This is a genomic window from Clostridium amazonense, assembly GCF_056431285.1.
This window is the reverse complement of the sequence record NZ_JBWKMH010000024.1, coordinates 280,767-303,877: the sequence shown is the minus strand read 5'-3', so window position 1 is coordinate 303,877 and position 23,111 is coordinate 280,767. Positions and strand designations below refer to the sequence as shown.

At 28.0% G+C, this 23,111-nt stretch carries 19 protein-coding genes; 17 read left to right on the top strand and 2 right to left on the bottom strand.

Annotation, left to right across the window (positions count from 1 at the left end; all coding sequences use genetic code 11):
* Positions 1-9: 9 nt before the first annotated feature.
* The 12 genes from AC07E4_RS10745 to AC07E4_RS10690 all read left to right on the top strand — a co-directional run bounded on the left by AC07E4_RS10745 (position 10) and on the right by AC07E4_RS10690 (position 13,653).
* Positions 10-975 (top strand): helix-turn-helix domain-containing protein, encoded by a 966-nt coding sequence (locus AC07E4_RS10745; RefSeq protein WP_040328767.1) that lies wholly within the window; start codon positions 10-12, stop codon positions 973-975.
* 102 nt (positions 976-1,077) lie between these two features.
* Positions 1,078-1,686 carry an MptD family putative ECF transporter S component gene (locus AC07E4_RS10740; RefSeq protein WP_040328768.1) on the top strand — a complete coding sequence of 203 codons (609 nt, stop codon included), beginning with the start codon at positions 1,078-1,080 and terminating at the stop codon, positions 1,684-1,686.
* A gap of 4 nt (positions 1,687-1,690) precedes the next feature.
* Positions 1,691-2,392, top strand: a complete 702-nt coding sequence (locus AC07E4_RS10735; RefSeq protein WP_478216371.1) for an energy-coupling factor transporter transmembrane component T — start codon at positions 1,691-1,693, stop codon at positions 2,390-2,392.
* 8 nt (positions 2,393-2,400) lie between these two features.
* Positions 2,401-3,870 carry an ABC transporter ATP-binding protein gene (locus AC07E4_RS10730; protein WP_040328770.1) on the top strand — a complete coding sequence of 490 codons (1,470 nt, stop codon included), beginning with the start codon at positions 2,401-2,403 and terminating at the stop codon, positions 3,868-3,870.
* A 10-nt stretch (positions 3,871-3,880) separates the two neighbouring features.
* Entirely contained in the window at positions 3,881-5,596 is a 1,716-nt protein-coding gene (locus tag AC07E4_RS10725; RefSeq protein ID WP_040328772.1) for an ABC transporter ATP-binding protein, read from the top strand.
* Positions 5,593-7,338, top strand: a complete 1,746-nt coding sequence (locus tag AC07E4_RS10720; protein WP_040328773.1) for an ABC transporter ATP-binding protein — start codon at positions 5,593-5,595, stop codon at positions 7,336-7,338. Before AC07E4_RS10725 ends, AC07E4_RS10720 begins: the two co-directional genes overlap by 4 nt.
* A gap of 326 nt (positions 7,339-7,664) precedes the next feature.
* Positions 7,665-8,888 carry an MGDG synthase family glycosyltransferase gene (locus AC07E4_RS10715; RefSeq protein WP_051540341.1) on the top strand — a complete coding sequence of 408 codons (1,224 nt, stop codon included), beginning with the start codon at positions 7,665-7,667 and terminating at the stop codon, positions 8,886-8,888.
* The gene (locus AC07E4_RS10710; RefSeq protein WP_478216370.1) at positions 8,842-9,498 is read left to right on the top strand and encodes a polysaccharide deacetylase family protein; all 657 of its coding nucleotides are present in this window, start codon (positions 8,842-8,844) and stop codon (positions 9,496-9,498) included. Before AC07E4_RS10715 ends, AC07E4_RS10710 begins: the two co-directional genes overlap by 47 nt.
* Entirely contained in the window at positions 9,491-10,561 is a 1,071-nt protein-coding gene (locus AC07E4_RS10705) for a lysylphosphatidylglycerol synthase transmembrane domain-containing protein (RefSeq protein WP_478216369.1), read from the top strand. Before AC07E4_RS10710 ends, AC07E4_RS10705 begins: the two co-directional genes overlap by 8 nt.
* A 41-nt stretch (positions 10,562-10,602) precedes the next feature.
* On the top strand, positions 10,603-11,301 hold the full coding sequence (locus AC07E4_RS10700) for a response regulator transcription factor (RefSeq protein WP_478216368.1): 699 nt from the start codon (positions 10,603-10,605) through the stop codon (positions 11,299-11,301).
* Positions 11,291-12,895 carry a HAMP domain-containing sensor histidine kinase gene (locus AC07E4_RS10695; protein ID WP_148361104.1) on the top strand — a complete coding sequence of 535 codons (1,605 nt, stop codon included), beginning with the start codon at positions 11,291-11,293 and terminating at the stop codon, positions 12,893-12,895. Before AC07E4_RS10700 ends, AC07E4_RS10695 begins: the two co-directional genes overlap by 11 nt.
* 194 nt (positions 12,896-13,089) lie before the next feature.
* The gene (locus AC07E4_RS10690) at positions 13,090-13,653 is read left to right on the top strand and encodes a beta-class carbonic anhydrase (protein ID WP_040328781.1); all 564 of its coding nucleotides are present in this window, start codon (positions 13,090-13,092) and stop codon (positions 13,651-13,653) included.
* Between the two features lie 239 nt (positions 13,654-13,892).
* On the opposite strand, the gene AC07E4_RS10685 is transcribed toward AC07E4_RS10690, so the two are convergent.
* Complete coding sequence (locus tag AC07E4_RS10685; protein WP_040328783.1) at positions 13,893-14,897, bottom strand: helix-turn-helix domain-containing protein; 1,005 nt, start codon at positions 14,895-14,897, stop codon at positions 13,893-13,895.
* A 405-nt stretch (positions 14,898-15,302) separates the two neighbouring features.
* Between AC07E4_RS10685 and AC07E4_RS10680 the strand changes: the two genes are divergently transcribed.
* The 5 genes from AC07E4_RS10680 to AC07E4_RS10660 are packed head-to-tail and all read left to right on the top strand — an operon-like array spanning position 15,303 to position 20,284.
* Positions 15,303-16,253, top strand: a complete 951-nt coding sequence (locus tag AC07E4_RS10680; RefSeq protein ID WP_040328784.1) for an iron-hydroxamate ABC transporter substrate-binding protein — start codon at positions 15,303-15,305, stop codon at positions 16,251-16,253.
* On the top strand, positions 16,240-17,232 hold the full coding sequence (locus AC07E4_RS10675) for a FecCD family ABC transporter permease (RefSeq protein WP_478216367.1): 993 nt from the start codon (positions 16,240-16,242) through the stop codon (positions 17,230-17,232). The genes AC07E4_RS10680 and AC07E4_RS10675 overlap by 14 nt, the downstream gene beginning before the upstream one ends.
* The gene (locus tag AC07E4_RS10670) at positions 17,232-18,239 is read left to right on the top strand and encodes a FecCD family ABC transporter permease (RefSeq protein ID WP_478216366.1); all 1,008 of its coding nucleotides are present in this window, start codon (positions 17,232-17,234) and stop codon (positions 18,237-18,239) included. Before AC07E4_RS10675 ends, AC07E4_RS10670 begins: the two co-directional genes overlap by 1 nt.
* Before the next feature lie 3 nt (positions 18,240-18,242).
* A complete protein-coding gene (locus tag AC07E4_RS10665) occupies positions 18,243-19,037 on the top strand; it encodes an ABC transporter ATP-binding protein (RefSeq protein ID WP_040328787.1) in 795 nt (264 codons plus the stop codon).
* Positions 19,034-20,284 carry an MFS transporter gene (locus AC07E4_RS10660; protein WP_478216365.1) on the top strand — a complete coding sequence of 417 codons (1,251 nt, stop codon included), beginning with the start codon at positions 19,034-19,036 and terminating at the stop codon, positions 20,282-20,284. The genes AC07E4_RS10665 and AC07E4_RS10660 overlap by 4 nt, the downstream gene beginning before the upstream one ends.
* Before the next feature lie 33 nt (positions 20,285-20,317).
* Here the strand turns inward: AC07E4_RS10660 and AC07E4_RS10655 are convergent, their stop codons facing one another.
* Positions 20,318-23,023: a cell wall-binding repeat-containing protein gene (locus AC07E4_RS10655; RefSeq protein WP_478216364.1), complete on the bottom strand. Its 2,706-nt coding sequence runs from the start codon at positions 23,021-23,023 to the stop codon at positions 20,318-20,320.
* Between the last annotated feature and the right edge of the window lie 88 nt (positions 23,024-23,111).

Here is a 23,111-nt window from a genome sequence, read left to right as displayed (position 1 = left end):
AGGAGAAAAATGTGTACAAATCAATGGTTTGAAGAAAACTTTAAATTAATAGAACAAGAAAAAGATTATTCTGTATATGAATATTTATCAGAAGGAGAAGGTGGATTTATTTCATATAGCATATTTGATGGCATTGAAATTGTATTTATGGATTTCAATACGAAGAATATTTTTATGCCAATTGCACCACATGAAGATATTATTGAAATTTCATGGTGCAAAAAAGGAAGGGTTGAATGTGAATTTCAAAATAGAACTATTGCTTATTTACAGGAAGGTGATTTTGGCATAAATGGAAGTGGTTATATACCATTATCTTATCAATTCCCATTAAAAATTTATGAAGCAGTATCTTTAGTTATAAATCAGAAGAAATGTTCTGATGAATTAAAAAAGTTTATGAAAACATTTTCTATTGATATGGAGATGATATGCTACAATTTAGGGTTAGAAAAAACTTGGTATATAAGCAGAGATGATAAAAAATTAAAGCATTTATTTGAAGAGATATACGAAGCTAAGAGAAATGAAAATAAAGAGTATTTTAAAATTAAAGGTATAGAATTATTGTATCATATTCATTTTTTATCCCAGTCTACAGGAAGAAAGAAAACTTATTATAAGAAAGATCAAATAAATAAAGTAAAAAAAATAAGAGATTATTTAATAGATTCTTTAGATAAAAAAATAAGTATTGAACAGTGTGCGCTTGATAGAGGAATAGGATTAACAACATTTAGGAGCATTTTTTCACAAATTTATGGAGATACACCAACAGTTTATTTTACAAAGTATAAGATGGCAGTAGCAACAAAACTTTTAAGTGATAAATCATTATCTATTATGAATATTGCACTTCAGCTAGGATATTCTAATCCAAGCAAGTTTTCAGCAGCTTTTAAAAAACAGTATGGAATGCTTCCTAAAGATTACAGGAAAAAAAATAATGAAATGGGCTATTTTTCAAAGGAATAGAATGCTTTGGAGGAGAATTGATAATGAGTATCATTTACAATATATATTAGTTAATTAGTTATAACTAAAACTCAAAAATTTAGATTTATTAGGGGGATAAAAATGAAGAATAATACAACAAATTTTGGGATTAAGGATGTTGTAACAGTAGCAGTAATGATGGTTTTATTTTTTATTGTTGCAACAATAGTAGGCATGGCGACTGTAACATCACCAATTTTATACTTATATGGAACAGCAGGAATTGAGATGTTTATTGGAGCTATATTTTACTTAGTATGTGCAAACAGAATTAACAAACATGGATTAATTTTTATATGGTCAGTGGTATATGGATTGATTAATGCTGCAATGGGATATACATTTATGCTTCCTTATTTTATAGTAGTTGGACTTATAGCAGAATTATCAATGGTAGGTAAAGATACTTATAGGAATCCAAATAGAAATATGATAGGTTGGTCAATTTATGGAATAGGAATGGTTGTAGGTATAGCACTACCTATATATGTATCATGGGAAAATTATAAAAAAATGGCTTTAGAAGGTGGATTTGCAGAGGCTACTTTAACAATGCAATATGAGATGGTAACAAATCCAGCATTAATGGGAATTGCAATTATAATAACAATAGTTCTTTCGGTTTTAGGTGTTTTATTTGCACAAAAATTATTGAAAAAGCACTTTAAGAAAGCCGGGATTGTAGGTTAATAAGATGTATGAGAAAAAGAGTAATATAAACAGAATTAATGGAGCCACAGGATTAATATTGACAGTTCTTTCATGTGTAGTAACCATGCTTTCTGTAAATATTTATACTCATGCCTTATTTGTTTTGTGGTTATTTGTTTTATTTATTTATTTCGGATTTAAAAAGCAAGGAATAATATATTTCTCCATATATGGACTAACCTTATTTTGGTTAATAAGGTTAGTACCATTAGGAGTAGGATTTCCTTCTCCAATGTTATTAGGAATGATATATACCTTTATTGTTCCAATTATGTCAGCATATATTACATCAAAAATACCATCAGGTAAAGTAATAGCCGTTTTTCAAAAATTGCCTATACCGAAAAATATTATACTTATCTTAATTGTTATGATAAGGTTTACACCAACGGTTGCAGGAGAGTTTAGCTCAATTAGGGAAGCTATGAAAGTAAGAGGATTTATTGGGGATTTTAGAAAAGTAATACTTCATCCTTTAAAAACATTTGAATATGGAGTTGTACCAATTATATTTAGATCGATTAAAGTAGGTGATGAGCTTGCGGCAGCATCTATTGTAAAGGGAGTAGACAATCCTTGTAAGAAGGAAAGTTATTATTCTAGTAAGTTAACTTATATTGATCATATTATTCTTATAATAAGTTTTGTTATTGGGATTATAGGGATTTTTTTAGTGGAGGCATAGGAAGATAGATGGAAAAGAAGATAAGTATTAAAAATTTAACCTTTTCTTATGATAAGAATACTGAGCAATTAAAGGGAATAGATTTTGATGTGAAAAAAGGTGAATGTGTCGTTTTGATGGGAAAATCAGGTTGTGGAAAGAGTTCATTAACAAGAGTAGTTAATGGGTTAATACCTAATTTTTACACAGGCCACCTGAATGGGAACATTTTTATTGATGACATAAAGCTGGATGAGTTAAAGTCTTGGGAAATAGGAAGGATGACAGGAAATGTATTTCAAGATCCAAGAAGCCAGTTTTTTGCAAATGAGGTTGGTGGAGAAGTTGCTTTTGGATGTGAAAATTTGGGGTTAACACATAAGGAAATTGTTGAGAGAGTAGATAAATCATCAGAGGATATGGGTATAAAAGATATTTTAGATAAAAGTATGTATACAATTTCATACGGTATGAGGCAAAAAGTTGCAATTGCATCAGCTAAAGCAATTGATCCGGACATTTATATATTAGATGAACCATCTGCAAATTTAGATATTGAATCCACAAAACTTCTTAAAGATATGATTGGATACCTAAAAGATTTAGGAAAAACTATTATAGTTGCAGAACATAGATTGTATTATCTAAAAGGAATAGCTGATACTTATGTTTTTATGAATGAAGGACAGATTATAAAGAAGTTATCTCAGGATGAAGTTAATAAAGAGCACTCAAAAGAACTTATGAATATGGGGTTAAGAGCTATAGATTTGAAATCAATAGAGTTACCACAGAAAAAGATTAGTAATATTAAAAAGTTTAATTTAGAAGTATGTAATATATCAAAAGTTTTAGATAAAAAATATATACTTAAAGATATAAATTTAAATTTTCATTCAAATGAAATAATTGGACTAGTAGGTAAAAATGGAACGGGAAAAAGTACTTTAGGAAAAATTATAGCAGGAGTTATGAAAGAATCATGTGGAAATATACTTTTAGATAGAGAAAAATTAAAACCTAAAAAAAGATTTGAAAGTATATGGTATATACCACAGGATTTAGATACTCAGCTATTTGGAGAAGATTTAATAGATGAATTAACTACAGGACTTAAGGTTGATGAAGAGTTAAAATATAAAGCAGAAAAAATTCTTAAGAAATTAGATCTTTATGATTATAAAGATAGGCATCCATCCACGTTGTCAGGAGGTCAGAAGCAAAGACTTGTTCTTGGAGTGGCAATTATTCATGGAGCAAAAGTTATAGTTTTAGATGAACCGACTTCAGGACTTGATGGAATTAATATGAGAAGAGTAAGTGAAGTTATAAGAGAAATGAACAAAAATGGCAGGAAATTTATAGTAATATCACATGATATAGAATTTATAATTAATGCGTGTGATAGGTTAATTAAACTAGATGATGGAAAAATTGTAGAAGACTACTATTTAAATTCATCATCTACACTGGAAGTACTTAAATCAATGGGTTATTGAGGTGAAAAATTTGAATTGTTTAAAAGGTAATATAGGAAAATGTATATTCTCTGTAATAATGGCAATTTTAGGAGTGGCATGTAGTACAATACCTTATTTTATTGTAGCTAAAATAGTGACACTATTAATTAATGGAACAAAGGATATAAATGTTTTTATACCATTATTTTTTGTGATTTTAGGTGGTTTTGTTGGTGGAGTAATATTCCATGAAATATCTACACTAACGTCACATAACTTAGCATTTACAATCATTGAGAATACAAGAAAAGAGCTAGTGAGTAAATTAAGTAGAGTATCTATGGGGACTATAGAGGAAAAAAGTAGTGGAAAATGGACTCAATTTATGGTTGAAACATTGGATAAAATGGAAAAGCCCATTGCCCATGTTATACCAGAGGTTATAGCTAATCTAATTATTCCAGTTGTACTGGTAGTGTGTATATTTATTATGAACTGGAAAATTGGACTTGCAAACTTAGCAACAGTACCTTTAGGAATATTATTTTCAATGCTAACTATGAGTGGATATGAAGAAAAATCAAAAAAATATAATGATGCATCAAAAAGGATGAACTCCACAGTAGTTGAATATATTAAAGGAATTAAAGTTATTAAAGCATTCAATCAGTCAGCATCTTCATATGGTAAATTTAAAGAATCAGTTTCAGAAAATAGAGATTCAATGTTTAATTGGTATTTAAGTGTGTGTTTCTATATGGTAGCAGCTATGGAGGTTTTACCATCTACATTATTAGTGGTACTACCTGTATCTTTATTGTTATTTATGAATGGAGCTGTAGAAGTTGGAACTGTAGTAATGTGTGTATTATTAGCGTATGCATCATACAAACCGTTAATTAAGGCAATGACTTATATGGATACTATGGCAAATATAAGAGTAGTATTTGCTGAAATTAAAAATATCATGGAACTTGAAGAATTAGATAGGCCTAATAAAAAAAGAGCTGTAAATGGTTCAACTGTTGAGTTTAAAAATGTAGGTTTCAAATATGATAAAAAATCAGTTTTTGATAGTTTAAGTTTTAAAGCTAAAGAAGGTGAATTGACAGCAATTGTAGGACCATCAGGAAGCGGAAAATCTACAATTGCAAAATTATTAGCTGGTTTTTGGAACACACAAGATGGACACATAAAAATAGGAGGTGTTGCAGTTAATGAAATGTCACTTCAACAAAATATGGAATTAGTAACTTATGTATCTCAGGAGAATTTTTTATTTAATAAAAGTATTGTTGAAAATATGAGGATAGCTAAACCTGATGCAACGTTGGAAGAAATTAGAGCGGCTTGTAGAAAAGCAAGCTGTGATGAGTTTATTATGAGTCTTCCAAATGGATATGATACTAATGCTGGAGATGCAGGAAATGGATTTTCAGGAGGACAGAGGCAGAGAATTACAATTGCAAGAGCACTTCTTAAAGATAGTCCTATAGTTGTATTAGATGAAGCAACTGCATATTCAGACCCTGAAAATGAAGCATTAATTCAAAAGTCAATTAATGCACTTGTAAAGAATAAGACAGTGATTATGATTGCGCATAGACTTTCAACTATTATAGGTGCTAATAAAATTATCGTATTAAATAGAGGAAAGATAGAGGATTATGGAAAACACTCAGAATTAATTGAAAAATGTCCTTTATATAAGTCCATGTGGGATTCGCATATTAATGCCAAAGATGGAATGGAGGTATATAGATGATTGATTTAATTAAAAAATTATATGCCGTATCTGGAAAAGAATCTAAACGGATTACAAATATGTTAGTTGCAGAGGTTATAAAAGGAATTTTTGAAGGGGTTGCATTAGGGGCAGTTATGTTACTTCTTTTAAAGATGTGCATGAAAGTATTTGATGGAAAAGATGTCACTAAAAAAGATGTTATTGTAGTATTTCTAGTTATACTAACAAGTGTTTTAGGTAAGATTATAGCAGGATATATAGCAGATAAAAATAAAAATATTGCATCTTATAATATGGGAGCAGAAAATAGATTATTTATAGGAGATAGATTGAAAAATGTTCATATGGGGTATTTTAACAATAATAAGCTAGGTAATATTTCTAGTGGATTAACTACTGTTATTAGTGAACTTGAAACTGTAGGTGTATATATTATTGAAATGTTATTGGTAGGTTTAATACAAACTGGGATTATGGCTATATTTATGATACCATTCGATTGGATTACTGGAGCAATAATACTTGCAACACTAGTTTTAAGCATTTTAATAAATAATTTATTTCAGAAAAAGGCAGATAGCTTAACAAAAAAATTATTGGATCTAAAAATAAATCTAAATGCAGCTACTCTAGAATATGTTCAAGGAATTGGTGTTATCAAAGCGTTTTTACAGGGAGATAAATCTATTAAAAGTTTAAATAAGATAATTAGTGAAAATAGAAAAGGATTTCTAGATGTGGAAAAAGCTATAGCACCTGCGCAAGTTTTATATATGATTATTTTTAAACTTGGAACTTGTGCAATAATACTAACTTCACTAATGAGATATGAATCAGGGCAAATAGAAATAGAAAAAACTATTATGCTTATAGTAGCAAGTTTCATTGTGTTTGGTGGTTTTGAACTAGCAGGAAGTATGCAAGGAGTTAGAGGAATTGCTATAAAAAATTTAGAAACAATTACTGAATTAAGAAATATACCAGTAATAGGAGAAGGACAAGGTGAAAAATTCAATAATGTAAATGTTGAAGCAAAGGATGTTGTATTTTCATATGACAACAAAGAAAAAATTATCAATAATTTAACTTCATTCTTTGAAGAAAATAAAACCACTGCTATCGTTGGTCCATCTGGATCTGGAAAAACTACTTTATGTAATCTAATTGCAAGATTTTGGGATGTTAATAGTGGAAGAATTTCTATTGGAGATTTAAATGTAAAAGACTATAAATATGATAATTTATTATCTCATATAACAATGGTATTTCAAGATGTATATTTATTTGAAGATACAGTTAAAAATAATATTAAATTTGGAAAACCTGATGCAACAGATGAAGAAATAATAGAAATTGCTAAAAAAGCATGTTGCCATGAATTTATTATGGAATTAGAAAATGGATACGACACAGTATTGCATGAGGGTGGAATTAGTCTTTCAGGTGGGGAAAGGCAAAGAATTTCTATTGCAAGAGCAATGCTTAAAGATAGTAATTTAATTATTTTAGACGAAGCAACATCTAGTATTGATCCAGAAAATGAAGAAAAGCTTATGACAGCATTTAAAGAGTTATTAAAGAATAAAACAGCTATCATTATTGCACAAAGAATTAGTACAATTAGAGAAGCTGATCAGATTATTGTTATTGATAATGGAGAGATTGTCCAAAAAGGTGTACATGATGAATTAAAGAATACACCGGGCATTTATAGAAACTTTATTAAAGAGAAAGAAGAAGCGCTTTCTTGGAATATATAGACTTAATGATATATATAGTTGAGTTTAATATAAACAAAAATTTAATAGTATGATTTAAGTTGGACTATATCAGAATAAACTTTTATAACTTTATTCTGATATAGTCTTTCTATTTATAAGTATCAGTATAATTTAATATTCATTTTTAATTTCAATTAAATAGAAAATAATACATATATATCAATACTTAAGAAATCTTAAGATTATATAAAGTTAAAATTAATAATGGAAGAGTATTATTAAGATAAATTTATGTTAATAAAATATTTGAAGTTTTATTGTCATTATTATAGATTTATCAAAGAAAAGGGAAAGGAGATAATTATTTGAAAATATTAATTTTAACTAGTCGTTTTGGAATGGGGCATTATTGTGCAGCAGAGGCAATAAAAGAAGAATTAAAGGTATCAGATTCCGATGATATCATTGAAATTCAGGATATTGTTAAGGTTTTATTCCCTAGTATTTATAAACTGGTTTATGCTTTTTTTAATCTTTTTATTTGTAGATTTTCAGGTATATATAATTTTATAAATAGTTTTGCTACAAAGCATGAAAAAACTTGCTTAAATAGACGTATTTTAAATAAAATAAATTGGTTAATTAAAAAATATGATCCAGATTTAATAATATCTACATGGTCAGCAGCGTCTAGATATGTTTCAATTTACAAGAAAAAATATGAAAAGAACATTTTATTATATACATATATTACTGATATTACAGCTCATGATGGATGGATTACTGATGCTAGTGATATGTATTTTGTAGCTACAAAAAGTACAAAAGAAAGCCTTATAGCTAGAGGGATTGATGATGATAAAATTATTATAAATGGTATACCTGTAAGGCAGTCATTTAAACAAGATTTACAATTTAAAGATTTTCACCGTGAAAATGTATTATCATTTCAATCTATGGATAACAATCATGAGTTTTTAGGTGAATTCAATAAGGATAAAAAAGAAATACTTATAATGGGTGGAGGATTAGGTCTAATACCAAACATTGACAATATATTAAAATCATTATATGAAGTAAACAATATTCATATTACAATTATAACTGGCAAAAATAAAAAAATATTAAAAAATATTAAAAGAAATTACCCTAAAATAAATGCAATTGGTTATACAAATAAAGTAGATATTTATATGAAAAGAGCAGATTTAATAATTACTAAGCCAGGAGGAATTTCAATTTTTGAAGCTATTTATACTACAACACCGTTATATGTTATGAAACCGTGTTTATCTCAAGAAATTGGAAATGCTGAATTTATTGAAAAAATGTTTATAGGAAAAATTGTATGGGAAAATAACTTTTATATAGCAGAGGATATAATATCATTAATAAATAATGAAAAGCTTATGGAAAAGATGAAATATAATATGAAATCTTTACAAAATGAGATTTTACAACTAAATTTAAAGAAGATTTATGAAAGGAATATACAAAAATATGTGGATTTCAATACTGCTGACAACTATTATATTGGTCTTAGTGATATATGGAGGTATTCCCACATTACTTTACAGAAGGTGGAATAGAAGCCTTAAAAAGCAAAGAAAAAGAAAAGGGGTAGAAAATATATATTTAACATTTGATGATGGGGTTGACAGCAAATATACTATAGAAGTGCTTAGAGTTTTAAAAAAATATAAAATCCCAGCAACATTTTTTGTTGTAGCAGAATTTGCTAGAGATAATAAAGAAATTATTGATGAAATTAAAAAAGATGGACATGTTATAGGACTACATTCACTACAGCATAAAAACGAAATTTTTCAAACACCAAGGAACACAAAAAAAGATTTTTTCGAAAGTATAAACATATTGAATGAACTGGGTATTAAGCCGAAATTTTTTAGACCACCATGGGGGCATTTTAGTTTAGCAGCTATAAATGAAATAAATAATGCAAATTTAAAGATTATTCTTTGGAATGTAATTGTTGGAGATTGGAAGGCAAATATGGATTCAAGAACTATAGCAGATAGGTTGATTAGTGAAACGGAGAAGGGTGACATTATATGTCTTCATGATGGAAGAGGTAAAAATGATGCGCCAAGAAGAACTGTTGAAGCATTGGAAATAGTTCTTCCGATTTGGAAATCTCAGGGATTTACTTTTGGAACAGTGGAGGAACTTTATGAGTAAGAGTACAAGACTATGGAATTTAATGAAAAATGGTGGATTATTTATAATTTTTGTAGCTGTAACATTCAAGATGATTTTCTTAAATTCGGACTTTAAGCAGATTATAAAAACAGTATCACAAGTAAATATAGTGTATATTGTTATAGGGATAGTGGCTATGTTTATTATGGTTTTTTGTGAGGCTATAAATATTAAACGTAGTTTAGAGAAGTTTAAGGAAAAGGCAACGTTATTTCAATGCATACAGTATTCTTTTGTAGGAATTTTTTTTAGTTCTGTAACGCCAGGTGCAAGTGGTGGACAACCAATGCAGCTTTATTTTATGCATAAGAAAAAAATAAATATTTCAAATGCTATGCTAGCTTTGTTAATATGTCTTGCAACATACCAATTTGTTACTGTATCAATGGCAATTGTTAGTTTAATAGTGCAATTTAACTTCTTCAAAGGAGCCATTGGGAAATTTGGTGTTTTGCTACTTTTAGGTATTGGTATAAATATAACTTTATTGCTATTAATATTGGTAGTCATTTTTTCAAAACAAATTATTTTTAAAGTTGTAAACTTAATTTGTAAAGTTTTAGAACGATTTAATGCTCAAAAATCTATAAAATTTAGGGAAAAAGCTCTAATAGAGATAGAAAAGTATAAAAAAGGGGCAGATTATATTAAGAATGATAAAATATTTATAATTAAAACTATCCTTATTACTACAATACAAATTTTGGCATTACATAGTATTCCATTTTGGGTTTATAAAGCTTTTGGAATGTCTTCAGTTTCTTTTATTCAATTAATATGTGTTCAATCTGCATTATACATTACAGGTGCAGCATTACCATTCCCAGGTGCAGTAGGAATAGGAGAAGGAGGATTCTTAGTATTTTTTAAAACACTATTTCCAGCTCAGATATTGAGTTCAGCTATGTTACTTAGTAGAGGAATTAGTTTTTATCTAATGGTATTGATTAGTGGTATAGGGATTATGTTTTTGCAACTAAATTCAAATAAAGATTCAAAAGGTGTTGTGAAAAATATGAGTATGAAAAATGATACACTATAAATTATAATATAAATTAATTGAATGAAGGGAGGTACAAATACATGAATTATACCATATTAATTGCGGAAGATGATAATGATATAGTAAAATTGCTAAAATTGTATTTAGAAAGTAGTGGATACAGAGTATTGACAGTGAATAATGGATTATCTGCATTTGAGCTTATAAAAAATGAGCAAATTGATTTGGCTGTAGTTGACATAATGATGCCCAAAATGGATGGATACGAACTTATAAAGAAAACTAGGGAAGTGAAGAATATTCCTATTTTGATTTTGTCTGCTAAAAATCAAGATACAGATAAAATATTAGGTCTTAATTTAGGTGCAGATGATTATATGACGAAGCCTTTTAGTCCTTTAGAAATAATAGCAAGAGTAAAGGCAAATTTGAGACGTTTTTATAATCTTAATAATGGGGATTCCATAGTTCATAAAAATGCAGAAATTGTAATTGGAGAGTTGATTTTGAATACTGAAAAGTTGACTCTTACAAAAAATGGCGCTGAGATTATTATTACTCCTAATGAATACAAAATTCTTGCATTGTTAATGAAATCTCCAGGAAGGGTATACACCAAGTCTCAAATTTGTGAAGCTATGAACGGAGAGCTTTATGATAATTATGAAAATGTAATTACTGTACATATATCACACTTGAGGGAAAAAATTGAGAGCGACTCAAGGAATCCAAGATATATTAAGAATATAAGGGGGCTTGGATATAAAATTGAAGAGTAAGAAGAGAAAAAGAGGTAACTTTTTCACGCTACTTATCTGCAATTACATTGTATTTACTTTACTTTTGGTTATTGTATTAAGTGCATTTTTTGTAATAGGTATGTTTGTGGCTGGGAGAAACGCAATGCAAGCTAATCCAGATCGTTTTTTGCCATATAAAGATATTATATCAGAGGGAAGATATGAAGATATGCCCTTAAATAAGATGTTTGGAAAAGATGTATCCATTGTTGTTTTAAACGAAAAACTTCAATGTGTATATAAAAGTAACTCTGAAGTTGAAGTGCCTAATTTTAGTGAAGATGAAATTGAATATATTCCTTTATATACAGTGGGAGCTTATGTGTATAAAGAAGAATTTGTAAATGAAAAAAATGAAAAGTGTACTTCTATATCTGTATATTGTTTAGAAAATGATGAAGAAGTTAATCATAAGTTGTATGTTGTGGATGAAAAACTAAATATACTTTATCAATCAAAGAATACTGGAAAAACTTCATTAACTGAAAGGGAATATAAATTGATTACTAATACCTTTTATGAAAATCACAGACTTACCAAGTATAAATTTAAAAATAGTTATGGAAACGCATATACAATGCTCATATACCAACCTTTAGAAAATGGAGATTTTCTATTTTCACAAGTAAGTTTAATGACTAAGAGTGTATTTTCAAGTTTTTTTATATTCTATTGTATCTTAATTGTAATATTTATTATTTGGTTAAACCACAAAGTAAAGAAACCACTGAAACTTTTGCATAATGCAATGGTGAAATTTTCTGAAGGACAACGACAAGTTTATTTAAATTACAAAGGGCCACGCGAGTTTGAAGAAATTTGCGAAAGCTTTAACCATATGTCCATGCAACTTTATGAAAGTGAGGAAAATCGTAAGAAACTTGAAAAAGATAAGCAAAAAATGATTGCAGATATTTCTCATGATCTAAAAACTCCTATTACTGTAATTCAAGGATATGCAAAAGGAATTTATGATGGAATGGTTAGTTTGGAAGAACAGCAACAGTATCTTGAAACTATCTATAAGAAATCAGAGGGACTTACAGAACTTATCAATACTTTCTATGAATATAGTAAAATGGAGCATCCAGATTATAGTTTGAATTTAGAGAAGTGTGATATATGCATTTTTTTAAGAGATTATATGGCTGATAAATATAATGAATTTAATCTTGGAGGATTTGAACTGGAAATTGACATTCCAGAGGAACGTATTCTCTCTAAGATTGATAAGGTACAGCTAAAACGTGCCTTTGAAAATATTATTAATAATGCTATAAAACATAATGGAAGTGGCACAATATTTACGTGTATTCTATATCCAATGGAAGAGTATGTAAAAATAATTGTGGCAGATAATGGATGTGGTATTCAAGAAGAAATAAGTTATGATATCTTTGAGCCGTTTGTTGTGGGAGAAAAATCTCGTAGTAAGCAGGGTTCTGGTCTTGGACTTGCAGTAAGTAAAAAAATTATTGAAGGTCATGGTGGTAGTATTTCATTGGTAATGCCACCTAATTATAAGTATAAAACGGAATTTGAAATACTGTTGCCAATTGTGAAGAGTAGTTAATATAAGATAAGTTTAGATAAACAATCACTATTCACTTTCAATCTTACTTTTTAATTGGTTTCCAACATGATAATAGAATAAACTATAATCTTAATAGTATCATTTGATAAATATATTATTTAAACTTTGAACTTGGAGCCCTATATAGTGAAACAAGGTGAATAATTTATATTTAATAGGAATGGAGCGTTTTTATGAGTAAATTAGATGAAATATTAGAGTTCAATAGGAATTTTGTAGATAAGAAGGAATATAAACAATATGTAACATCAAAGAATCCAAAGAAAAAAATAGTTATTTTATCTTGTATGGATACAAGACTTACAGATCTTTTACCCAAAGCGTTAAATATTAAAAATGGAGATGCTAAGATAGTGAAGAATGCAGGGGCTACAGTTATGCATCCTTTCGGAAGTATAATTAGAAGTATTATAGTTGCAATTTATGAGTTTGAGACAGATGAGGTTCTAGTTATTGGACATCCAGGTTGTGGTATGTGTAATTTAGATACAGATAGTTTATTAGAAAAGGCAATTAACAGAGGAATATCCAAAGATTCTATAGACACACTTTTTAACAGTGGAATTGACGTTAAAAAATGGCTTCATGGATTTGACTCTGTAGAAGAATCTATAATAGATAGTGTAAATCTAATAAAAAATCATCCACTAATGCCAAAAGGTATAGCAATTCATGGATTAACAATACATCCTGAAACAGGAAAACTTGATGTAATTATTAATGGATATAATACATAAGTAAGATTCTATTGGTAAATTGCTTTCAAATTTATTAATAGATATACTATAGTTACTTATATAAAATTGCACTGTGAAAAAATTTAGAATCATTAAGAACTAAATAGAATTTCGTTAGGGAAAATTTTATATGGAAAATAAATACTGATGAAATGGTAATATAGATAGATAAAAAAATACATAATTAGGTAAATAATATATTGCAAAAATAGCTAGTAAAATTATAGAATTTTTACTAGCTATTTTTTTGCTTTTCTAAAAGCAAGTGGAGTTTTTCCATGAGTTTTTTTGAACATTTTTATGAAGTTACCACTGTGGTTATAACCAATCATGTTAGATATTTCATCTACACTTAATTCTGTTGTGGTTAGTAAGTTTTCAGCCATTGCCATTCTTATAGAATTTGTATATTTAGCTATTGACATATGATATTTTGCTGAAAAACCAGCTTTTAGTTTTTGCTCATTTAGAAATACCATTTTACTTAAGTTATTGATAGTAGGAGGATTACAAGCTTCTTTTGTTAATATATCATGGGCTTTTTGTATTGAGTTAATATCAGAAGCAGTTAAAGTAATAAATCTATTTTTTCCTATTTTAATATCTCCATAATCTAATTGATTAGTAAAGGCATTTTCAGGTGATGAAGAAATTTCATTGTTTATTAAAGCAATACATTCTAAAATTTTACTTTCTAGATACAATGGAGTTAGTTTTTTTGCTTCACCTAAGTTTCTTAAATTTTGAATTATAGAAGATATTTCTAAAGGTAAATAATTATAAGTATAGTTGCTAATAAAATTATTAAAATCTATAGTTTTTGGAAATGCTGGTTTTATTATCTCATCAAAATATTTTTTGTATATTGTTATTTCTGCTCCATGAAAATGCTGACCTTTTTTCCAAGATTGTTTTCCTTTTATTTCATTTTCAATTACAAAAAAGGATGAAGGAGTAAAAGATGAAATAGGGTTATTTTCAATTTTAAATTCTGTTTCACCAGTATATACTGTACCAAATCGCATTAGTTCTTCATTGTGATGAAATGAAATAGAAAAATTTGATGGTATAGTATAATCTCCAATGATAAAGTCATAGTATCCTTCTCTAGAATATTTAATAAAATATCCAAGTTTAGGTCTTTTTTCATTTTTATAAATAGTTAAGCTTTCCATAGGAAATGCATTAAAGGTCATGTTGTTTAAAAATTTATTTTGAAACTCTTTTGTAGTTTTTGAAATCATATTTTAAACCCCTTCTTTTTATGTTGAATTTATTATAAGTAAGTGTATAAATCTATATTGGAAAATGGAAACATATATAGGAAAACAAGCTTGAATTCAAAACTATTTTTTTAGCTGTAAATATATTACTAAAAAATAAATGTTCATTTTAAAGCGATTCCTAGCTAGTCTCACTCTTAAGGGTATCCAAGTTTTAGAATTAATAATTATGAAGATGAACTTGGAACCCTATATAAATATAGAGTAGACACTATCATTTTATGTTATTATACCAAAAATTATTTGTTTAGATGATAAAATTATTAAATTAGATGCAAGACTTGAAATGATAATCATTCTCATATACAATTTAAACAAGTTAAACGAAAGATAAAATTAAAGAAGTGTATATGGAGGTTTTTACATATGAAAAAGAAGTTATTAAAAACATTATTGGTGGCATGTGTTGCAAGTGTTATGCTTGTAGGATGTGGAGTGTCAAAGGATAAAAATAGTAATAATACATCTGAAAGTACTGTAACAGTCACAGATGTAAGGGGCGAAGTTAAAATACCAGAATCACCAAAAAGAATAGTAGATTTAAGTGGTAATAGTGATATTTTATCAATTTTAGGATATAAAGTTGTAGGAACAGCAAATAGTGATGCATATGACTATACTAAGTTTCCATCATATTTAGAAGATACATTAAAAGGAGCAGAAATTTTAGGATATAGCATGCAAGACACTATAGATGTAGAAGCAGTTATGAATTTAAAACCAGACTTAATAGTTATATCAACAGTTCAAGAAAAAATGTATGATAGCTTAAGTGAGATTGCACCAACAGTTATGGTTCAATTAGAAGCATTAAATTGGAAAGATGATGTTAAAACTTTTGCAGAAGTATTTAATAAGGAAGAAGAAGCAAATACATGGCTTAAGAAATATGAAGAAAAATCAAAAGAAGCTGGAGAGAAGATTAAAGCTGAATATGGAGAAGATACAACATATCTATCATTCTTAGCAAGTGGTGGACAGTTCTTTGTATTTGATGGTGCGGGATTTGGTAGTGTGCTTTATGAAGATATGAAATTAAGCAAACCAAGTGGAATGCCAGAACAAAGTGATATAAGTCTTCCAGTTGTAACTTATGAGGGCTTAGCATCAATAAACACTGAATATATATTCTTAATAGCAACAGAAGAAGATTTAAAAGAACTTGAAAATAATGCTATTTGGAAAAGCTTGCCTGCAGTTAAAGAAGGTAAAGTTGTAGTGTTAGATTCATCACCATACTTTAATCAAGGATACAGTTCAATTGGAAGAGAAATACTAGTAGATGAAATAGGTGAAATGTTAAATGAAACAAAATAAGAAACATATGATAGTATTTATCATTTGTAGCTTGTTACTTTTAGTAGTAGGACTGATTTTAGCTGTAAGGCTAGGATCTGTCCATATTACTTTTAATGATATTTGGAATAGTATTTTTAATTATAGTGAAGCTTTAGAACTTATGTTAGTTAGAGATGTTCGTATTCCAAGAGCACTTTCTGTACTTATGACAGGAGGTATATTAGGAGTGACAGGTGCAATGATTCAAGGAGTTACAAGAAATCCAATAGCGGAACCATCTATATTAGGTGTAAGTCAAGGAGCAACTTTAGTAATTGCTATATTTTATGCACTAGGTATTGGAGTAACAACTAAAAATGTAATGATAGCTTCTTTAATAGGAGCATTTTTAACAGGAGTCATAGTTTTAGGATTTATATCAAAAAAAGCAAATAATAATTCTATTGCAAAGATACTTTTAGCAGGAACAGCTATGAGTACATTTTTTATTTCTTTAACAACAGTAATAGGTCTTTTATCAAATCAATCTCAAATGATAGGATTTTGGGTATCAGGAGGATTCAGAAATGTAGGGTGGGCAGATTTTAAACTTGTATTTATAGTAGGAATTATAGGTCTTATCATAGCAATTTTTTTATCACCAAAGATAAACATATTAAACCTTGGTGATGATGTTGCTATAGGTCTTGGAGAAAATCCACAAAAAATAAGATTTATTACACTTATGGTTATGATACCAATGTGTGCAGCTGCTGTTGCTGTTGGCAAAAATATAGCATTTGTTGGACTTATAGTACCTCAAATAGTTAGAAAAATACTAGGAGAAGATTATAAAATAAATATTCCAAGTTCTTTTTTACTTGGAGCTGTACTTTTAACTTATGCAGATATTGCAGCAAGGATGATATTTAATCCATATGAAACACCAATTGGAGTATTTACAGCACTTATAGGAATACCATTTTTTATTTCAGTAGCTAGAAAGGAGAGGGGATAATGAATAAAAATAAATTTAAATCAGTTTTAATAATTTTAACTATTTTATTAATTATCTCCTTTGGAGTTACGCTATGCTGGGGAACATATAAGATTGCTCCATTAGAAGTTATAAATACACTACTTGGAAATGGAAATAAATTTCAAAATACAACTATATTAACTATTAGGCTTCCAAGACTTTTAGTTGGAACCTTTGTAGCAATTGCATTATCAACAGCAGGAGCAATTCTTCAAACTATAACTAAAAATGATCTTGCAGATACTGGAATAATAGGAATTAATGCTGGAGCAGCAGTGGCAGCAGTATTATTTATTACATACTCTAAGGGAACATATTATAGTGAATTAGGACAATTTTCTATATTTGTATTACCTTTTATGGCTATATTAGGAGCAGGTATCACTTCATTTTTAATATATATTATGTCTAGTAGAGGTGGAATAAAACCTAAAAGGCTTTTATTAATTGGAATTGGATTAAATGCAGGACTTAATGCATTTATAACATTTTTTACTTTTAGAGGTGGTGTTGGAGATTACAACAGAGTATTAGTGTGGACATCAGGAAGCCTTTGGGGAGCAGGATGGAACTATGCAAAAGTGATTATTCCAATAGTACTATTAATGTTTTTGATAGTTTTATTAAATCATAAAAAACTAGATGTTTTAAATCTTTCAGATGAACTTTCTATATCATTAGGATTAAATATAGAAAAGGAACGAAAAAAGTTTTTAAGCTTTGCAGTTATATTAGCAGGAACAGCAACAGCTTTTGCAGGTAATATAGGATTTTTAGGGCTTATAGCTCCTCATATTGCAAAAAAGTTAGTACCATCATATCATAAAAAATTTATAGTAGTATCAGGTATGATAAGTGTCATAATAGTACTTCTTGCAGATGCAGTTTCAAGAAATTTATTTTCTCCAATTGAGATTCCAGTAGGAATAACAGTATCCATATTTGGAGTACCATATTTTATTTATTTAATGATGAAGGAGAAGTAACCAATGGAAGCTATTAGTGTAAAAAATTTATCAGTTGCATATGAAAGTAACATTATAATTGAAGATATGAATTTATCTTTGCCAAAAGGAAAGATAAGTATAATAATTGGAGCAAATGGATGTGGCAAGTCTACACTTTTAAAAACTATATCACGAATTAATAAAGCTAAAAGTGGAGAAATTTTTATAAATAAAAAGAATATAAAAAGTATAAAAGAAAAGAATATAGCAAAAGAAGTTGCATTTCTTCCACAAGGTCCAGTTTGTCCAAATGGCCTTACTGTAAGAGAACTTGTAGCTTTTGGAAGATTTCCACATCAAAAAATAATTGGTGGACTTACAAGCCATGATAAAGATATTATAAATTGGGCAATAGAAGAAACTGGCCTTAGTGAATTTGCTGATAGAGAAGTTGAAAACTTATCAGGAGGGCAAAGACAAAGGGCATGGATTGCTATGACTTTAGCCCAAGAAACAGAAATTATAATGCTTGATGAGCCAACAACTTATTTAGATATGTCTTATCAACTAGAAGTTCTTGAGGTACTTAAAAAACTTAATAAAGAAAAGAATATTACAGTAGTTATAGTACTACATGAACTTAACAATGCTTGTAGATTTGCAGATAATATTATTGGGCTTAAAAAAGGAAAAGTTGTTTGTGAAGGAAAACCAATGGATGTAATTAATAAAGAAACATTAAAAGAAATATATGGAATAGATGCAAATCTTAGAGAAAGTGAAAATGGAGAGTACCCAATATGTACAGAATATGAGCTTCTAAAGGAGATTAAATGAAAAATAAAAACTTTATAATCATAGTTATAGGGCAGATTATTTCACTTTTTGGAAATGCAATTCAAAGATTTAGTATGTCTTTATATTTACTTGAATTTACAGGAAGTACAGCTGCCTTTGCTAACATATTAGCTATATCAACTATACCATATATTTTATTTGCACCTATTGCAGGAAAATTTTCAGATAGTTTAAATAGAAAAAAGATAATGGTATATTTAGATTTATTTTGTGCATTTTTAATTGGAGGATATGCATTTATACTATTTAAAGGTAATGACCATGAATTGATAGTGGCATTAGTTATGTTTATATTATCCATATGCTATACATTATATGGCCCAGCAGTAGTATCTTCTATTCCTCAAATAGTGGAAAATGATAAACTTATTTCAGCAAATGGAATAATAAATCAAGTTGGATCAATTGTAAACTTTGTAGGACCTATACTTGCAGGACTGCTTTATGGAATATTGGGTATAAAGGTTATAGTAATAATAAATGCTGTTAGCTTTTTGTTGTCTGCAATAATGGAATTGTTTTTAGATATTCCTGATGCATTTAAAATAGACGCTGAAAAGAAAGAAAAACTTTTATCTATAGATTTTATAAAAAAATCTTTTAGCGATATGAAGGAAAGTTTTATTTATTTAAAGAGAGAAAAAAAGATAGTATTAGGGATTATAGCTTCATATGCTTTTTGCAATATTTTCTTAGTACCAATATTGTCTATAGTTGCACCATATTTTATAAATATTTTACTTGGACTACCTTCTGAGGTTTATGGAATAGTTGAAGGTATCTGTGTTTTAGGAATGATATTAGGTGGATTTTTGATAAGTATCAAACCTAATTTATTTTCAATGAAAAAACTTCATTATACATATTATCCTATGATTATAGGTGTTACAGTAATGTCTATCTTAGGATTTATAAAAGTAAATAATTATGTTATGGCAGGATTTTTCGCCATTTGTGGTATGGCAATTATGTTATCTTTATCATTATCTAATATACTTACACTAACATTTATACAAAAGGAAGTACCAGCTAATATGCTTGGTCGTGTATCAGCTTTTTCAACAGCAGTAGCAACAATAAGTGTTGCGCCAGGACAATTATTGTTTGGACAAGTTATAGATATGGGTATACCGTTAGGTATAATTCTTTTAGTAACAGCTATATTTAATATTGGACTTTTATTATTTATTAAGTGGAACATTAAAGGAATAAAATTTAATAACTAAAGGGAGCTACGTTTTTGTAGCTCCCTTCAAAATTTAATTAAGACATTTCTTTAGTGATTCAACAGCTTTTTCTGATATACCACCACCAGCTTTAATTATAGTATTACTTTGTTTTTTATCTAATACATTTTTTTGTGCATCAGATAAGTCATCATTAACAAGTACTACTGGAGCATTGCTTAAAGCTGCTACAGGACCAGATGCCAATGCATCAATTAACTCTATTCCTTTTGATACATAAACAGTATCTAATTTATCATTAAAGAATTTATTTATTACCATAGCATTAGTTTCATATCTAGTTAAACCACCTAATCTATTAGCACTAATATCATCGCTAGTAATTGAATTTATAGTATTAAGAATAGTACTACTTACTACACCTTCACCACCAATAATGTAAGCATTTTTCAACTCTTTAGATGAAAGCCATGAATATACATCCTTATGAATAGTGTTTGTTTCTACCAAAATTATAGGCATATTATCTCTACCAGCTACAGAAGAAATTGATAATGCATCTGCTGCACCATGGCCATTACTAACAACAATATTTTTTACTGGATAACAATAGGTATCTATGTACTCAGCAATTTGTAAAGAAGTATCATATCTGCTTAATCCACCAAGCCTCTCAATAGTTTCTATACCTAAAGCTTTAAGTTCACTTTCAACATTTAAGTCTACTACTCCAGTTCCACCAGCAATTATTATATTTTTTGCACCTAATCTTTTTATCTCATCTTTAGTTTCTTCTGGAAGACTACTCGTTGTAGATAATAAAATGGGTGCATTTTTATAAGCTGCAAGAGGGGTTGCTGCAAGTCCATCAGCCAATGCATTACCATTTACTAATACAATTGTATTAGCTTCGTTAAATTTCAATTTACTTAGTTTAACGGCAGTATCATATCTAGTAACACCTATAGCTGATTTTATTTCAATTTCTACTGCTACAACAGTTATTATTATATTTTCAGTTGTAATGTTACCATTATTATCTTCTACACTGTAAGTTAAATTATATTTTCCAGGCTTTGATGTATCTACATTTCCAGAAACAGTTATTTTAGAAGTTAAATTGCCATCTTCTTTATCTAGTGCAGTTACTCCATCCATTGGATCAAATTTATCTCCAGCATTAATTGTTTTATCTTTAGCACCACTTATTATTGGTTTTTCATTAGTAATATGTTTTACTTCTTGATAAACTGTGCCAGAAAAATTACCAATACTATCATTACTTAAGGCAAAATTAAAAGATAAGGAGGTATCACTTTGAATATTGTCCCATTTAATTGTATTAGATGATTCATTATATGTACCATTATGGCTTATAGACTTAGGTTTTATTGGATCACCCCATAAGTCTTTTAATGGATTATCTATTTCTATAGTAGTTTCAAGTGTTTCTATCATGTCACTATATATATTTTGATAATTTAATCTAATGTCACCTCTGATGTTTAATAGGGGACTAATGTCATTTATTTCATTATTATTTAAATATAAAGTTTTAAGATTAGTTAAATTTTTTAATGGTGTAGTATCTTTTATTTTATTTCCAGATAACCATAATGTTTGTAAGTTAATAGAACTTTCTAATGATGTTAAGTTACTTGTATTACAATTATCTAAATATAATATCTTTAAATTTTTAAGAGTTTTCAAACTATCTATACTTTCAAGTGGATTATCTGATAATCCTAAAGTTTTTAGATTAGATAGATTTTCTATACCATTTAAAGCATTTATATTGTTATATTTTAAATCTAAACTAGTTAGTTCACTTAAATTAGATAAAGGAGTTAAGTTTCTTATATCATTCCTAAAAGCATTTAGAACTTCTAATTTTATTAGATTTGATAATGGTTTTATGTCATTTATTTTATTACCACTTATATCTAAATAGGATAGACTTGTTAAGTTTGATAGTGAGCTAATATCACTTATTAGATCTACACCATATAAACTTAAAGATTGCAACTTAGTTAAATTAGATAATGAACTAATATTACTAAAATTATTATCAGCTAAATTTAAGTATATTAAATTACTTAAAAGTTCAAGTGAACTAACATCTGTTATAGAGTTTCCACCTAAGGATAGTCTTTCTAAGTTAGTTAAGTTATAAAGAGAAGTTATATCATTTATTTTATTTTGATCTGCAAATAATTCTTGTAGATTTGTTAAATTTTTAAGAGCATTAATACTTGTTATTTCATTATAATTTATAGATAGTGTTTTTAATGTATTTAAACTATTTAATGCACTTATATCTATTATTTTATTATATGTTAAAATTAAGTTTTCTAAATTAGTTAATGTACTTAATGAACTAATGTCTCTTATTTCATTATCATATAGGTTTAAATCTTTTAATTTAGTTAAATTACTTAAAGGTGTTATATCCCTAATGCTACATCCATGTAATCTTAACGAAACTAAATTTTTACAATATTGAAGTCCTTCTAAATTATAAAGGGCTCTATTGTTAACATCTAAACTAGTTATACTCTCCAATTGATCTTTTGTAATATCTGAAGAGGAAGGTTGTCCTAAAGAATTGTTTAAGATTTCCTTAAGGGTACTATCAGGAATGTTTATAATTTCATTGTTTTGGATTTTGATACTTGGAGTGTTATCAATTTCTGTTGCAAAAATATAAGTAGGTATAGTTTGTAAAGTTAGTGCAAGTATTAATGCTGTAGCTAAATGCTTTTCTGATTTTTTATTCATAGTATTCTCCCTTAGAATATTTTTGTTTTTAGTATTTATTAATAAAATTTTAGTTATAGCTTTTATATTTTAACTTACACAATAGTAC

Bases quoted from the DNA above. Each gene is read 5' to 3' on its own strand.
- AC07E4_RS10745 (WP_040328767.1), top strand. From the start codon at position 10: ATGTGTACAAATCAATGGTTTGAAGAAAACTTTAAATTAATAGAACAA.
- AC07E4_RS10740 (WP_040328768.1), top strand. From the start codon at position 1,078: ATGAAGAATAATACAACAAATTTTGGGATTAAGGATGTTGTAACAGTA.
- AC07E4_RS10735 (WP_478216371.1), top strand. From the start codon at position 1,691: ATGTATGAGAAAAAGAGTAATATAAACAGAATTAATGGAGCCACAGGA.
- AC07E4_RS10730 (WP_040328770.1), top strand. From the start codon at position 2,401: ATGGAAAAGAAGATAAGTATTAAAAATTTAACCTTTTCTTATGATAAG.
- AC07E4_RS10720 (WP_040328773.1), top strand. From the start codon at position 5,593: ATGATTGATTTAATTAAAAAATTATATGCCGTATCTGGAAAAGAATCT.
- AC07E4_RS10705 (WP_478216369.1), top strand. From the start codon at position 9,491: ATGAGTAAGAGTACAAGACTATGGAATTTAATGAAAAATGGTGGATTA.
- AC07E4_RS10700 (WP_478216368.1), top strand. From the start codon at position 10,603: ATGAATTATACCATATTAATTGCGGAAGATGATAATGATATAGTAAAA.
- AC07E4_RS10690 (WP_040328781.1), top strand. From the start codon at position 13,090: ATGAGTAAATTAGATGAAATATTAGAGTTCAATAGGAATTTTGTAGAT.
- AC07E4_RS10685 (WP_040328783.1), bottom strand. From the start codon at position 14,897: ATGATTTCAAAAACTACAAAAGAGTTTCAAAATAAATTTTTAAACAAC.
- AC07E4_RS10680 (WP_040328784.1), top strand. From the start codon at position 15,303: ATGAAAAAGAAGTTATTAAAAACATTATTGGTGGCATGTGTTGCAAGT.
- AC07E4_RS10675 (WP_478216367.1), top strand. From the start codon at position 16,240: ATGAAACAAAATAAGAAACATATGATAGTATTTATCATTTGTAGCTTG.
- AC07E4_RS10670 (WP_478216366.1), top strand. From the start codon at position 17,232: ATGAATAAAAATAAATTTAAATCAGTTTTAATAATTTTAACTATTTTA.
- AC07E4_RS10665 (WP_040328787.1), top strand. From the start codon at position 18,243: ATGGAAGCTATTAGTGTAAAAAATTTATCAGTTGCATATGAAAGTAAC.
- AC07E4_RS10660 (WP_478216365.1), top strand. From the start codon at position 19,034: ATGAAAAATAAAAACTTTATAATCATAGTTATAGGGCAGATTATTTCA.
- AC07E4_RS10655 (WP_478216364.1), bottom strand. From the start codon at position 23,023: ATGAATAAAAAATCAGAAAAGCATTTAGCTACAGCATTAATACTTGCA.